Here is a 12,731-nt window from a genome sequence, read left to right on the forward strand (position 1 = left end):
GATCGCCAGTATCCGAAGCGGTTTTATCCGGGCGCGGGGTGTGTGCCAGTATGCAGAGGCCGTGGGACGACTGGGACCACATTCTGAAGGTCGACCCGGACAAGGATCTCGTCGACGGCGAGACGTTCGAAGATGTCGTCACCTGCGGGACGGACGCCATCGAGGTCGGCGGCACGACCGGTGTCACCGAGGAGAAGATGCGACAGGTCGTGGACGCCTGCGCGGAGTACGACGTGCCACTGTACGTCGAACCGTCGAACCCCGCGAACGTCGTCTACCGCGACGGCGTCGACGGCTACCTCGTCCCGGAGGTGCTCAACGCCGGCGACGTCGCCTGGATCACGGGCGTCCAGAAGGAATGGGTCCGACTCGACGACGACATCGACTGGGCGAAGACGTTCACCGAGGGGTACGTCGTTCTCAACCCCGACTCGGCGGCGGCCGTCCTGACCGAGTCGAATTGCGACCTCGACGCCGACGACGTGGCCGCCTACGCCGAGGTCGGCGAGCAGATGCTCGGCCAGGAGATACTCTACACCGAGTACTCGGGCACCTTCGGCGACCCCGAGGTCGTCGCCGCGGCCGCCGACGCGCTGGAGGAGGCCGCCCTGTTCTACGGCGGCGGCATCCACGACTACGAATCCGCGAACACGATGGCCCAGCACGCCGACACCGTCGTCGTCGGCGACCTCGTCCACGACGAAGGCGTCGACGCCGTCACCGAAACGGTCGAAGGCGCCAAAGACGCCACGGCCGCGGCGCTCACCGACTGACACGGCCGCTCTCGCAGCCGATTCTCGCAGCGCTCCCCGCCCGACGCAAGGTTGAACTGCGTCCGGGCCCCCGATCTAGGTGGTGTGATACCATGTGCCACGAATACACGTCCCGCGTCTGGGACCGTGACCGCGAGGAGGCCGAGGCGGAGACCGAGGACGACCTCCCGGAGTTCCTGAACGAGGACGGCGGCGACGACGTCGAAGTGCTGACCGACGGTGGAGCGTAGCTCCACCGGGCTCTGACTCGCCCACTCGCCAGGACTACGGTGGGGAATAGCGCTCTCGGACTCCGTCTCACGTCGCTCGATAGAAATAGGGCGACGAGTGAGAGGAACGGCGAATTTTTTCGCGATGGGCCGTGATCGGACGAGGACGGAGCGACGAGGATGGGGACTCGGTTTCAGAGTCCCACCTGTGTCCAGGGTCTCAGAACACCGTGCGTTCGAGCAGGCGGCCGACGAGTCCGGTGCGGCGCGAGGGCCGCGGGCGGACCGTGATGATACCGGTCGCGTCGCGGGCCTGGTCGACCTGGTCGGACCGCACGACTACGTCGCCGTCGCTCGCGGCGATCACGAGGTCGCTCCCCTTCGCGGCGTCAGCGAGCGCAGCGTCGCGGTCGCCGCCGGTGACGACGCGTGACTCGACCGGGACCGAACACAGGTCGGCGAGCGAGTCGTGGTAGTCGTCGACGGCCGTCGCGCGCTCGGGGGGCTCGCCGGCGTCGATCGCGTGGACGAGTTCGAGGGACGCGCCGTTCTCCGCGGCGACCGCGTCGGCGATCCGGACCTTCGTCGGGTCGAAGGGACCGCGGTCGGTGACGAGCGTCACGGTGTCGAGGTCGTCGACGCCGTCTGCGGCGACCGTGAGCAGGTCGTACTCCGTCTCCCCGGCGTCGAACAGTCGCGAGACGGACCCGCTCGCTGCGGGCTCGGCCACGACCTGGTCGAAGTTGTGGCCAGTCGCGAAGTTGACCGTCGCGCGCTCGGGGTCGTGGCTGACCACCTCGCCGTACTCGACGGGGACGTCGAGGTCGGCGACGAGTCGGTCGGTGCGCTCCTCGAAGCGGCGGTCGGCGTCGGAGACGACACCCTCGGCGTAGTCCAGCGGAACCTGGTCGGGCACCTGGTCGAACTGGACCACGGTGACCGTCCCGTCGTCGCGCCGCGCCAGGCTGGCTCCGACCGTCAGGAGCGCGCGCTCGCGCGACTCGGTGGTGTCCTCCGTGACGGCGACGAGCACGTCGGTCTCGGACGCGTCGCGGAACGCCGACCCGGTCTCGGCGATGGCCTGCCGATCGATGCGGCGGCGGACGGCGTCGGCGGCGACGCCCTGGCGCTGGACGCGGGGGCGGCCGTAGGCGTAGTACCACAGCGCGCCGCCGACCGTGATCACGAGGGCGCCGACGAGCGGGAGCGTTCCCATCTGCGTGAGGAGGACGAGCCCGCCGACGACGCCGAACGCCTGCATCCAGGGGTACAGCGGCGAATGGTAGGACGGTTCGTAGTCGACGTCGCTCGTGCGGAACGCCACGACGGCGACGTTGACGAGGACGAACACCAGGATCTGGAACGCGCTCGCGAGCTTGGCGATCTCCATGATCGGGACGAACGCGATGAGCCCGAGCATGACGACCCCGGTCAGCGTGATCGCCGTCGTCGGGGTGTTGAACCGGTCGCTGATGGTCGACAGCGACGGCGGCGCCAGCCGGTCGCGGCTCATCGCGAAGGGGTAGCGCGACGACGAGAGCAGGCCGGCGTTGGCGGTGCTGACGAGGGCGAGGATCGCCGCGGCGACGACCACGACGACGCCCGCGGTTGGCATGGTCGCGGCCGCCACGTCGGCGACGGGCGTGTTCGAGCCGACGATCCCGTCGGGCGTCACGCCGACGATGACGGCGACGATCAGCACGTACAGCAGCGTCGTGAACCCCAGCGAGTAGATCATCCCCTTCGGGATGACGCGGTCGGGGTCCTCGACCTCCTCGGCGACGCTGGCGATCTTCGTGACGCCGGCGTAGGAGACGAACACGAACCCGGTCGCGGCGAGGACGCCGCCCCCGCCGGAGGCGAAGAACCCGTCGAACGCCGCCCGCTCGACGGAGCCGAAGCTCCCGCCGACGAACCAGACCATCGCCGCGAGCATCGCGGCGACGATGGCGACCTGGAGGCGACCGGTCTGCTTGGCGCCGAAGAGGTTCACGACGATGAGCAGGGCCGCGAGGCCGAGCGCGACCGGCTTTATCGGCAGGTCGAACAGGACGACCAGGTACGGGACGCCGCCCACGAGCGCGAGGGCGCCCTTGAACGAGAGCGCGAACCACGTGCCGATGCCGGCGATCGTCCCGAGCATCGGACCCATGCCGCGCTCGATGTAGATGTAGGTGCCGCCGGCCTCGGGCATCGCCGTCGCCATCTCGGCCTTGCTCAGCGCCGCAGGAAGCACCAGGACGCCGGCCAGGAGGTAGGCGAGGATGACGGCCGGCCCGGCCATCTCGAGCGCCAGCGCCGGGAGGATGAAGATACCGCTCCCGACCATCGCGCCGATACTGATCGCCAGTACCTCCGGGAGACCGAGGTCCCGTTCGAGTTCCTTCGGCACGTCAGATGGCCTCCTCGAGCGTCGCGCTCACCTGGGGCGTCAACGTGTCCGACCCGCAGACCGTCGCGACGTCGAGTCCGGCGAACGCGCCCTCCCGGTCCGGGTCGTTCACCCGGACGACGATGTCCCTGACGCCCCGCAGCGTCTTCAGTTGCTGGGCGACGAGCATGTTCGTCTTGTCGCGGTCAGTGGCCACGACGGCCGCGTCGGCCGCGAGATCCCACGAGGGGAGTTCGCTCTCGCGGTCGAGCGTGTCGTGTCGCGCGTCGACGCCCTCCGCGCGCGCACCGGCGAGGACGTCGCGACGGTCGCTGACGAACGTCACGTCGAACTCGTCGGCGAGGCGAGCGGCCAGCGCCCGCGTCTCGTGGGACGACCCCACCACGACGACTCGTCGCCGCCCCGGCGCGTCGCTCATCCGCCTGCGCACGGCTCCGAGGACCATGGCACCACCTCCGTTCGGTCGATTCGCCGGTCCGCTTGCAGTCCCGCGTCGGTACCGACCGCAGACCGATCCGTCTCGAATGTCGGTAATCCGTTCATCGTCCGAACAGAGTAACCGGTGCGGTATAAAACAGCCGATTCAATTGACGGACCGGCAATTAAACGTGCGTAACACGATTAATTCGGCAAAATGCGCGTCGGTGACGGGTCACCCGTCGGCGTCGTCGAACCCGCTGTAGGGGTGGACGTACTCGTTGCGGATGATGTCCTCGTCCTCGATCTCGAAGCCGAGTTCGTCGAGCTCGCGGCCGATCCGGGACAGGTCGTCGCCGTCGCGGCCGACGACCTCGACGTGGACGTTCTCGTTGCCGGTCATCACCTCGCGGACGGCGACGACGCCCTCGATCTCCAGCGCCTCCCGGACGAGCGTCTCGCGGTCGGGGACTGGCGCGGTGCAGACGATCAGCGTGTGCAACTGGAAGCCGGCGGCCTCGTAGTCCACGTCGGCGTGGTAGCCGGTGATGATCCCGGCTTCTTCGAGATTGCGGATCCGGGTGCGGACGGTGCTCGACGCGACGTCCATCCGGTCGGCGATCGTGCTGGTCGACATCTTTCGGGCGTCGTCCTGGAGCGCGTGGAGGATCGCTCTGTCGAGGTCGTCGAGTTCGCGGTCTGGCATGAACCCCTATTCTCCGCCGCCTGACAGAAACGTTGCGGTGGACGATCGGAGCGTGGCATCCCTTCGCGCGGCGTGCGAACCGCTGACCCGGAAGGGCTGTTCTTAAGTCGAGCCCCCCAGAACCCACTCCCATGGACGATCGCACCTACACCGCAGACGCCGAGCCGGGCCAGACCGTCACGGTCGCCGGCTGGGTCCACGAGATCCGAGACCTCGGCGGCATCGCCTTCCTCATCCTCCGGGACACGACCGGGAAGATCCAGGTCAAGTTCGAGAAAGACGAGATGGACGAGGACCTCGTCGAGACCGGACTCGGGGTCCACCGCGAGTCCGTCGTCGCCGTGACCGGCGACGTCGAGGAGGAACCGCGCGCGCCCACCGGCGTCGAGATCACGCCCGACAGCCTCGACGTCGTCGCCGAGGCCGACCCCGAACTCCCGCTCGACCCCTCGGGGAAGGTCGACGCCGACCTCTCGACGCGCCTCGACAACCGCACCCTCGACCTCCGCAAGGACGAGACCAAGGCGATCTTCGAGATCCGCGCCGAGGTGCTGCGCTCGGTCCGCGAGGCGTTCCGGAACCTCGACGCCACGGAGATCAACACGCCGAAGATCGTCGCCACTGGTACCGAAGGCGGGACCGAACTGTTCCCGATCACCTACTTCGGGCAGGAGGCGTTCATGAACCAGTCGCCCCAGCTGTTCAAGCAGCTGATGGTCGGTTCCGGCCTGGAGCGCGTCTTCGAGATCGGCCCGATCTTCCGCGCCGAGGAACACAACACGCCCCGGCACCTCAACGAAGCCACTTCCATCGACTTCGAGTCGGCGTTCTACGACCACACCGAGGCGATGGACGCCTGCGAGACCATCGTCAAAGCCGCCTACGAGGGCGTCGCCGAGAACTGTCAGGAACAGCTCGAAGCGCTCGACCTGCAGGACGAATTCGAGGCGCCCGAGGGCGACTTCCCGCGGCTCACCTACGAGGAGGCCATCGAACGGATCAACGCCACGGGCGAACTCGACGAGCAGCTCGTCTGGGGCGACGACCTCCCCACGGAGGGCGAGCACGCGCTCGGCCAGGACGTGGGCGAGCACTACTTCATCACCGACTGGCCCTCGGAGATCAAGCCCTTCTACATCAAGGACCACGACGACGACGAGCAGCTGTCGACCGGCTTCGACATGATGCATCCGACGATGGAACTGGTCTCGGGCGGCCAGCGTGAGCACCGCTACGACCACCTCGTCGACGGGTTCGAGCAACAGGGCCTCGACCCCGAGCAGTTCGACTACTACACCAAGATGTTCAAGTACGGCATGCCGCCCCACGCCGGCTGGGGCCTCGGCGGCGAGCGCCTCGTCATGACGATGCTCGGCCTCGGCAACATCCGGGAAGCCGTTCTCTTCCCGCGAGATCGCCAGCGACTCTCTCCGTAGAGTCGCTCGATCTCGCAGCGGTCGGAGTTCGGCGCCGACTCTCTCCGTAGAGTCGCTCGATCTCGCAGCGGTCGGAGGTAGCCAGCGACTCTCTCCGTAGAACCGCCGACCGGACCGCGAACGCACGGCTACTTTTTTGGTCGTCACCGTGAACGATGCGCTGTGGAGTGGACGGCATACAGCTTCGAGTGTGCAGACCCGGACGCCCGCGAGTCACTGGTCGAGTGGTTCGAGGAGACCCATCCGGTGGACGTGCCCGCCGACGAGGACCACGTCCACGGGGACCTCGTCGACGGCGACGACGAGGAGCGAGCCGCGGATCTGGCGTGGGTCGCCGAGTACGTCTACGCCCTGACGAACGAGCCCGTCCCGGGGCTGCTCGTCGAGAGCGCGCCGCTGTGGGAGCGGGCGACCGTCGCGACGTTCGACTCGGAGACCGAGACCTGCACGGAGGCGGTGCTGTATCGGTCGGTCGACGACGCGCCGACCGAAGCGGCTCGCTACGAGGGCGAGGACGGACTCGCCGGCCAGGGCGTGCTCTACCGGTTCGCCATGGACCACCAGTTCCGCTTCCGCGCGTTCGCCCACGCGCCGCCGGCGCCGATGTTCACCGAACCGTTCGGCGCGTTCGACGCCCCCGTCGGCATGGGCTGGGGGAGCGACCTGCTGGAGGAGTTCGAGGCGGAGACCGGCGTCGCGCCGACGGCCCGCGGCGTAACGTTCCTCGAAACGGACCCGGTGCTGGACGAGGGCGAGTTCTACGACGCCGCCGAGGCCGACGAGTGATCGGCCGAGGATCCGGGGCCGTCCGGCGGGCGAGCGACGCGGTCAGTCGTCGCCGACGGTCGCGGCACCGCTCTCGGACCCCCTCCTGAACCCCGAGCCCGCGACGACGTCCTGGTTCGCGGCGACCCACCGCAACAGCAGGTACGCGAAGACGTACTTCGCGCCGATGTCCAGCAGGGAGTAGGCCCACGACGTGAGCCCGACGGACTCGACCAGCGCCAGCCCCTCGACCCCGGCGGCCCAGACGATCGGATAGCCCAGCCACAGCACGACCGTCAGCGTCCGGAGCGTCCCGAATATCTCTCCCGCTCCCGCAGCGTCGGCGGCCCGTGGCCACCTGACCACTAGCGCGTACAGGACGACCACGAAGAACGTACAACTGATGACGTAGAAGGCCCAGCGGAGCGCGTACGACGACGTGACGAGCGCCGCGGCGAGGCCGGTGACGCACATCCCGACGTCGCAGGCGACGACGGTGAACAGGCTCGCCAGGTCCACGTCGGCCAGGACCCCCAGCGCGAGCAGGATCAACGGCGTCGACAGCGTCCACGTCAGATACCGGCCCCACTGGCTCAGCACTGCTTCGCCGCCGAGGGGATGGTTCGGGGGCATCTCCACGAACCCGGCCGTCAGTCCGGATAACAGCCCCGTGTAGCTCGCTATCGACACGAGCGGTACCAGCAGCGTCGCCGCCCAGATGAGTCTCGCGCGCTCTCCCTCGACGTTCCGACCCATGTACACGAACAGCAGTATCGACAGTCCCGCGAGCGCGATGTTCACCCATAGCGACGACGACAACAACGCGTCGTTCCGGATCTGTTCGACTACCTCGCCCTGCGTCACTTGCTGCAGGATCCAGATAGGTTGAAACAGTGACATAGTGGTTTGTTGGTTCCGTCACTGGTGTAACCACTCCCGGCGAATGCAGGGGCGACGAAGTGCCCACCGAAAACGTGGGTGAAAAAGCACGGTTCGTTCGCTGCTCGCGGGCTTCGCCCGCTCGCTATCGAGGCGCTCGGTTCACTCGCGCCTCGAACCGCTCACTGGCCGCGGACGCTACTCTCCCACGGCACCGACCGCCTGCGACCGCATCTCCCCGGTCAACTGGATACCGTTGGCGTCGATCCGGCGGACGATCCGCCGCGCCTGCGATCGCGAGAGGTACTTGTCTTCCGTGGCGGCCCGCGCGACGACGCCGAAACTGCTGGTAACGGCGCCGCCGAGACCCTCGGCGATTCGCCGGACGCGGCGGTCCTCGGAGACGACAGCGACGGCGTGGCGGTCCTCGGGGTCGGCGTGGGCGATGACGCCGGCGATCATGGCGGCCTCGTGTGTCCCTTCCTCGATACCGACGACCTCGGTCGCCCGCTCGTGGGCGGCGTCGGGGACGGCCGTCGACACGTCGGTCTCGTCGACGAACGACGCGAGGGCGCTCCGGGCTGGCTCGGTCGTCACCTGTTCGCGGACGACCTCCGGGACGACGAGGCGGCCGTCGAAGCTCTGCAGGAGGTCGAGTTCGCCCACCTGCCCGAGGGCGTACAGCGTCGTCGGGCCGACGTAGATGCGGCTCATCTACAGCTCCTGTGCGGTGTAGGCGTCGTCGCTCAGGTCCTCGGCGGCGAGCTGCGTGGTGAGGTTTCGCTCGTGGGCGATCTCCAGCCACTCGCCGAGCGAGACGCCGGCGACGCGGGCGGCCTCGGCGACGGAGGCCTCGCCGGTCTGGTAGCGCTCGACCGCGCGACGGATCCGCAGTTCCTTCAGCCCCTCGCGCAGGGCCTTCCGGATCGTGGTGCTCCGGTCCTCTTCGAGCAGTTCGGCGACGTCGTCCAGTTCCTCCTTCTCGTCCATCGGGAGGCGAGCGCTGACTGACGGCATTCTCGATACGTTGTCTAACACCGCATACAATAACTCTGTGGGTGACACGGACGATCGGCTCCCGTGAGCGGGAGCCGACGACGGCGACGAAGTAGAGCGCGCCTGACCGGCGGTTTCCCGGCCGGAGGACGAAACTGATTACAGGCACCGCGCCGAGGGTGAGACAATGACAGCGGTGGCACGGGCGTTCGTCCCGGGGCACGTGACGGGCTTTTTCACTGTCGACAGGGGCGAGGACCCGACGAGGACCGGATCGCGCGGCGCCGGCATCGCGCTCTCGGAAGGCGTGACCGTCACCGTGCGGCCGGCCGACGAGCGAGAGACGGTACTCAACGGCGAGTCGGTCGAGATCGAAGCGGTCGAGCGCGTTCTCGACGCGCTGGAGGCGACGGTCCGGGTCTCCGGCGTGACGGACTTGCCGGTGGGGTCGGGCTTCGGCGTCTCGGGCGCCATGGCCCTGGGCGCTGCGCTGGCGACTAACGACGTGCTCGACCGGCGGCTCTCGACGTACGAACTGGCGACGATCGCCCACGGCGCGGAGGTCCAGGCCGGGACCGGTCTGGGCGACGTGGTCGGGCAGCTCCACGGCGGCGTGCCGATCCGGCTGGAGCCGGGCAGCCCGCAGCACAACAAAATGGACGCGGTGCCGGCCCGCTCGCGCGTCGAGTTCCAGACGCTCGGCGAGCGGTCGACGAGCGAAGTCATCGGCGGCGACACGGGGGCGCTCTCGACGGCCGGCGAGCAGGCGCTCTCGCGGCTCGTCCGCGAACCGACGCTGTCGACGTTCGTGGGGGCGTCCCGGGAGTTCTCACGGGAGGCGGATCTGCTCTCCGATCGAGTCTACGAGGTGATAACCGACGTGGCCGAGGCGGACGGGCAGGCGCTGATGGGGATGCTCGGCGATACCGTCGTCGCGCTCGACACCGGGCTGACGGACGCGGGGTACGACCCGACCGTCTGTCGGATCGACCCGACGGGCGCGACGCTTCTGGAACCGCCGGGCGACCGCGCGCTCCCCGAGTAGGGGCCTCTTACCGGCCCGGCCTGGATGACCATACTATTCAGGTATTCGTTTTTCCCCGGTGGCTACGTAATTCCGTGGTGGGTCGACGGAACGACGTCGCGTCGCTCCGTCGTCTCCCGGCACTCTCCGACACCCCAGACCCCACCCCCACCCCACCCCACCCCACCGGGGGATTCACCCCGGTCTTTCAACGGAACGAACCATGCGAAAACGCGAATCACTCTACCTGCACGCGCTCCTGGCGCTCGTTCGCGACGAGTTCGAGCACAACCGCGACCTACCCACAGACGCGTTCGACGAGTACGAGGCGATGGACGTCCGCCCGACCGGAATTCACCGGTCGAAGGGCGCCCACCAGCGGGCGGTGTTCGCACTCGCTCCCGAACTGAGCGCGCTCGCGGACCGGGCCACCGACGGCGACGAGCGGCCGCGTCTCGACGCCGGTCGCGGCACCGATCAGTATGCGGAGTGAGCGACGACACCGGGTTCGCCGCCGGTGTCGCCGTCCCGTCGCCTCGACACGAGAGACAACCCCGAACTGTCGTAACGCCGAGTGATACGATGCCCACGTCGGACCCACAGCCGACCGAACTCGAGTTCCGGGTGACGAGTTCCGAGTACCCGTTCGTCACCGGGTCGGAGCGGGGCTCGTGTCGGTGCGTCCTCCGGGAGCTGTTGCCCCGGTCGGGTGGGGAGTACCTGGCGTTTTTCGAAGTGGTCGGCGCTTCGCCGACGGTCGTCGACGCCATCTCGGAGGCGGAGCCGGTGGCCGAGCGACTCGTCGACCAGTACACGGACAACGGCGTCGTGGTCTTCCGCATCGAGGACCCCTCGGAGTGCGTCGCGGCGACGCTCGCCGACGAGGAGGCGTTCATCCGGGATCTCTGGGCCGAGGGAGGCGACGGGCGCGTCGTCGCGGAGGTGATGCCGTCGCGGGACGCGGGCGCTGTCGTCGAATCGATCCTCGACGAACACCCGACGATGGACCTGATCGCCAAGCGCGACCGCCCGCGGGAGGGACCGCTGTTCCTCCGCCAGCACGTCCAGGACGTGCTGGCCCGGCGGCTCACCGACCGCCAGCGGGAGGTGCTGGTGACGGCCTACCGGTGCGGCTACTTCGAACGGCCCCGCGACAGGACGGGCGCCGAAGTCGCCGAGCAACTGGACATCTCACCGTCGACGTTCTCCCAGCACCTGCGCGCCGCACAGCGCAAACTCCTCTCCGCCCTGCTCGAGGAGGACAGCCCGGCCGGCGGTCACCGCATCGCCGTCGAGTCGCGGTGACTGCCGTCGGCGTCCGGAAACGTCGGCTTTTCGTCGCTCGCCCGCGAGCGTCCCTGCATGACCGACGGCGAGATCCCGGAGAGCCACCCGCGCTACGAGTCGCTGCTGACCCGCCACCGCATCGAGGAGGGCGTCGACAAGGGGATCACCTCCCGACAGGGGCTCATCGCGCAGGGCCGCGGCGAGGCTTTCGACTACCTGCTCGGCGAGCGGACGATCCCCTCGGCCGACGACGCCGAGCGGGTCGCGGCGGCCCACCTCCTGCTCGCCGAGCACCCCGTCATCTCGGTGAACGGTAACGTGGCCGCGCTCGTCCCTGGCGAGGTGGTCGAACTCGGCGAAGCGACGAGCGCCGACCTCGAAGTCAACCTCTTCAACCGCACTGACGAGCGGATGACCGCCATCGTCGACCACCTGCGCGAGCACGGCGCCGAGGACGTCAAGGGGCTGACCGCCGACGGGCGCATCCCGGGATTGGACCACGAGCGCGCGAAGGTCGACGCCGACGGCATCGGCGACGCCGACGTCGTCGTCGTCCCGCTGGAGGACGGCGACCGCGCCGAGGCGCTGGGCGAGATGGGCAAGACGGAGGTCGTGATCGACCTCAACCCGCTCTCGCGGTCGGCACGGGCCGCGGACGTACCGATCGTCGACAACGTGATCCGCGCGGTGCCGAACGTGACCGAGCACGCTCGCGATCTCGCCGATGCCGACCGCGAGACGCTCGAATCGATCGTCGCCGAGTTCGACGCCGACGAGGCGCTCGCGGCCGCCGAACGGGCGATCCGCGATGGCGACGGCGCGGACGCGGCCGAAGATTGACAACCGGTCACGGCTAACCGCCGCACGTGACGGTCCCCGCTCTCTCCGCGCTCCTCGCGCTCCCGGCGACGCGTGCGCCGCTCGACACCGGGCCCGTATCGGCCGGCGTCGTCGGGCACACGCCGACAATCTGGTACGGTGAGGCCGTCGTTCTCGCCGTTGCGGCGGTGCTGATCGGGCTCACGGCGCGGGACGTGCTGGACGGCCCGGACGCGGCGCCGTCGACCGGCGAAATCGGGCACCCGCGCGAGTGGCTGCGGCCGGGACGACTCGTCGACCTGGTGCCGGTCGTCGCGACGCTGGCGCTGTCCGTGCTGGTGTGGACGGAACCGCTGGACGTGTGGCTGTGGGGCGTTGCGGCCCTGTTCGCCGGGACGCTCGCGCTCGGGCCGCTCGTCCACGGGCGACGACTCGCCGCCCGCACACCCACCGAGGGGGAGCGGCGGCGGCTGGCAGCGGCGGGGATCGATCCGGATGGGTCGGTCCGCGTCGTCGAGACGGCGAGGCCGACCCACCGGAACGGCTACAGTATCGGCGGACCGCTGTCCGGGGCGGTCGGCGTGAGTCGGGCGGCCGTCGAGACGCTCCCGCCGGCGCAGCTGGCGGCCGTCGTGGCCCACGAGCGGGGCCACCTGGCGGGACGACACGCCTTCGTCCGGTCACTCGTGAGCGCGGGCTGGCTGTTCGCGGGCGCGGCGGTCATCACGGCGGTCTTCTCGGTGACGACGCCGGCGGCCACGGCAGCGCTCGCCGCCTGGCTGTTCGGGGAACGCGCCGTCGCCGTCCTCGTGGGACGGGCCACGGAGTACCGGGCCGACGCTTACGCCGCCAGTCACACCTCGCCCGCGGCCGTCGCGGGCCTCCTGCGGACGCTCGACGACGGCAGTCGCCACTCCGTGACCGACCGACTCCGCGGACTGGTCTCGCCGCACCCGTCGTTCGAGCGCCGGATCGCCGCCGTGGAGTCGATGCCGGCGTAGCGGTCGGAAAGATTCATACGGCTGTCC

15 protein-coding genes are annotated in these 12,731 nt (G+C 69.3%); 9 read left to right on the forward strand and 6 right to left on the reverse strand.

The window, feature by feature from the left end; genetic code table 11:
• Positions 1 to 50: 50 nt before the first annotated feature.
• Positions 51 to 773 (forward strand): phosphoglycerol geranylgeranyltransferase, encoded by a 723-nt coding sequence (locus ACMGFH_RS21675; RefSeq protein WP_415380709.1) that lies wholly within the window; start codon positions 51 to 53, stop codon positions 771 to 773.
• A gap of 92 nt (positions 774 to 865) precedes the next feature.
• On the forward strand, positions 866 to 1,003 hold the full coding sequence (locus tag ACMGFH_RS21680; RefSeq protein WP_415380710.1) for a hypothetical protein: 138 nt from the start codon (positions 866 to 868) through the stop codon (positions 1,001 to 1,003).
• Between the two features lie 199 nt (positions 1,004 to 1,202).
• Here the strand turns inward: ACMGFH_RS21680 and ACMGFH_RS21685 are convergent, their stop codons facing one another.
• From ACMGFH_RS21685 to ACMGFH_RS21695, 3 genes are all read right to left on the reverse strand, one after another.
• Positions 1,203 to 3,374 (reverse strand): amino acid permease, encoded by a 2,172-nt coding sequence (locus tag ACMGFH_RS21685; protein WP_415380711.1) that lies wholly within the window; start codon positions 3,372 to 3,374, stop codon positions 1,203 to 1,205.
• A gap of 1 nt (position 3,375) precedes the next feature.
• Entirely contained in the window at positions 3,376 to 3,819 is a 444-nt protein-coding gene (locus ACMGFH_RS21690) for an NAD-binding protein (protein ID WP_415380712.1), read from the reverse strand.
• Positions 3,820 to 4,026: 207 nt separating this feature from the next.
• Entirely contained in the window at positions 4,027 to 4,497 is a 471-nt protein-coding gene (locus ACMGFH_RS21695) for an Lrp/AsnC family transcriptional regulator (protein WP_415380713.1), read from the reverse strand.
• A gap of 131 nt (positions 4,498 to 4,628) precedes the next feature.
• On the opposite strand from ACMGFH_RS21695, the gene aspS reads away from it, so the two are divergent.
• Positions 4,629 to 5,933 (forward strand): aspartate--tRNA(Asn) ligase, encoded by a 1,305-nt coding sequence (aspS, locus tag ACMGFH_RS21700; protein ID WP_415380714.1) that lies wholly within the window; start codon positions 4,629 to 4,631, stop codon positions 5,931 to 5,933.
• A gap of 162 nt (positions 5,934 to 6,095) precedes the next feature.
• Positions 6,096 to 6,719: a hypothetical protein gene (locus ACMGFH_RS21705; RefSeq protein WP_415380715.1), complete on the forward strand. Its 624-nt coding sequence runs from the start codon at positions 6,096 to 6,098 to the stop codon at positions 6,717 to 6,719.
• Positions 6,720 to 6,761: 42 nt separating this feature from the next.
• On the opposite strand, the gene ACMGFH_RS21710 is transcribed toward ACMGFH_RS21705, so the two are convergent.
• The 3 genes from ACMGFH_RS21710 to ACMGFH_RS21720 all read right to left on the reverse strand — a co-directional run bounded on the left by ACMGFH_RS21710 (position 6,762) and on the right by ACMGFH_RS21720 (position 8,594).
• Entirely contained in the window at positions 6,762 to 7,598 is an 837-nt protein-coding gene (locus tag ACMGFH_RS21710) for a bacteriorhodopsin (protein ID WP_415380716.1), read from the reverse strand.
• A 177-nt stretch (positions 7,599 to 7,775) separates the two neighbouring features.
• On the reverse strand, positions 7,776 to 8,291 hold the full coding sequence (locus tag ACMGFH_RS21715) for a hypothetical protein (protein WP_415380717.1): 516 nt from the start codon (positions 8,289 to 8,291) through the stop codon (positions 7,776 to 7,778).
• The gene (locus ACMGFH_RS21720; RefSeq protein ID WP_274324235.1) at positions 8,292 to 8,594 is read right to left on the reverse strand and encodes a UPF0175 family protein; all 303 of its coding nucleotides are present in this window, start codon (positions 8,592 to 8,594) and stop codon (positions 8,292 to 8,294) included.
• Between the two features lie 166 nt (positions 8,595 to 8,760).
• Between ACMGFH_RS21720 and ACMGFH_RS21725 the strand changes: the two genes are divergently transcribed.
• From ACMGFH_RS21725 to ACMGFH_RS21745, 5 genes are all read left to right on the forward strand, one after another.
• On the forward strand, positions 8,761 to 9,618 hold the full coding sequence (locus ACMGFH_RS21725; RefSeq protein ID WP_415380718.1) for a pantoate kinase: 858 nt from the start codon (positions 8,761 to 8,763) through the stop codon (positions 9,616 to 9,618).
• Between the two features lie 202 nt (positions 9,619 to 9,820).
• Positions 9,821 to 10,090, forward strand: a complete 270-nt coding sequence (locus tag ACMGFH_RS21730; RefSeq protein WP_415380719.1) for a UPF0058 family protein — start codon at positions 9,821 to 9,823, stop codon at positions 10,088 to 10,090.
• An 89-nt stretch (positions 10,091 to 10,179) separates the two neighbouring features.
• Positions 10,180 to 10,902 (forward strand): bacterio-opsin activator domain-containing protein, encoded by a 723-nt coding sequence (locus ACMGFH_RS21735; protein WP_415380720.1) that lies wholly within the window; start codon positions 10,180 to 10,182, stop codon positions 10,900 to 10,902.
• Positions 10,903 to 10,959: 57 nt separating this feature from the next.
• Positions 10,960 to 11,724 (forward strand): 4-phosphopantoate--beta-alanine ligase, encoded by a 765-nt coding sequence (locus ACMGFH_RS21740; protein ID WP_415380721.1) that lies wholly within the window; start codon positions 10,960 to 10,962, stop codon positions 11,722 to 11,724.
• Positions 11,725 to 11,750: 26 nt separating this feature from the next.
• On the forward strand, positions 11,751 to 12,704 hold the full coding sequence (locus tag ACMGFH_RS21745; RefSeq protein WP_415380722.1) for a M48 family metallopeptidase: 954 nt from the start codon (positions 11,751 to 11,753) through the stop codon (positions 12,702 to 12,704).
• The last annotated feature ends 27 nt before the right edge of the window (positions 12,705 to 12,731 follow it).

The organism is Halosimplex rarum, from assembly GCF_047715405.1.
Taxonomy (GTDB): Archaea; Halobacteriota; Halobacteria; order Halobacteriales; family Haloarculaceae; genus Halosimplex; species Halosimplex rarum.

What these genes read in the sequence shown, in the direction of transcription:
- ACMGFH_RS21675 (WP_415380709.1), top strand. Translation starts at nt 51, where the DNA reads ATGCAGAGGCCGTGGGACGACTGGGACCACATTCTGAAGGTCGACCCG.
- ACMGFH_RS21680 (WP_415380710.1), top strand. Translation starts at nt 866, where the DNA reads ATGTGCCACGAATACACGTCCCGCGTCTGGGACCGTGACCGCGAGGAG.
- ACMGFH_RS21690 (WP_415380712.1), bottom strand. Translation starts at nt 3,819, where the DNA reads ATGGTCCTCGGAGCCGTGCGCAGGCGGATGAGCGACGCGCCGGGGCGG.
- ACMGFH_RS21695 (WP_415380713.1), bottom strand. Translation starts at nt 4,497, where the DNA reads ATGCCAGACCGCGAACTCGACGACCTCGACAGAGCGATCCTCCACGCG.
- aspS (WP_415380714.1), top strand. Translation starts at nt 4,629, where the DNA reads ATGGACGATCGCACCTACACCGCAGACGCCGAGCCGGGCCAGACCGTC.
- ACMGFH_RS21710 (WP_415380716.1), bottom strand. Translation starts at nt 7,598, where the DNA reads ATGTCACTGTTTCAACCTATCTGGATCCTGCAGCAAGTGACGCAGGGC.
- ACMGFH_RS21715 (WP_415380717.1), bottom strand. Translation starts at nt 8,291, where the DNA reads ATGAGCCGCATCTACGTCGGCCCGACGACGCTGTACGCCCTCGGGCAG.
- ACMGFH_RS21720 (WP_274324235.1), bottom strand. Translation starts at nt 8,594, where the DNA reads ATGCCGTCAGTCAGCGCTCGCCTCCCGATGGACGAGAAGGAGGAACTG.
- ACMGFH_RS21725 (WP_415380718.1), top strand. Translation starts at nt 8,761, where the DNA reads ATGACAGCGGTGGCACGGGCGTTCGTCCCGGGGCACGTGACGGGCTTT.
- ACMGFH_RS21730 (WP_415380719.1), top strand. Translation starts at nt 9,821, where the DNA reads ATGCGAAAACGCGAATCACTCTACCTGCACGCGCTCCTGGCGCTCGTT.
- ACMGFH_RS21735 (WP_415380720.1), top strand. Translation starts at nt 10,180, where the DNA reads ATGCCCACGTCGGACCCACAGCCGACCGAACTCGAGTTCCGGGTGACG.
- ACMGFH_RS21740 (WP_415380721.1), top strand. Translation starts at nt 10,960, where the DNA reads ATGACCGACGGCGAGATCCCGGAGAGCCACCCGCGCTACGAGTCGCTG.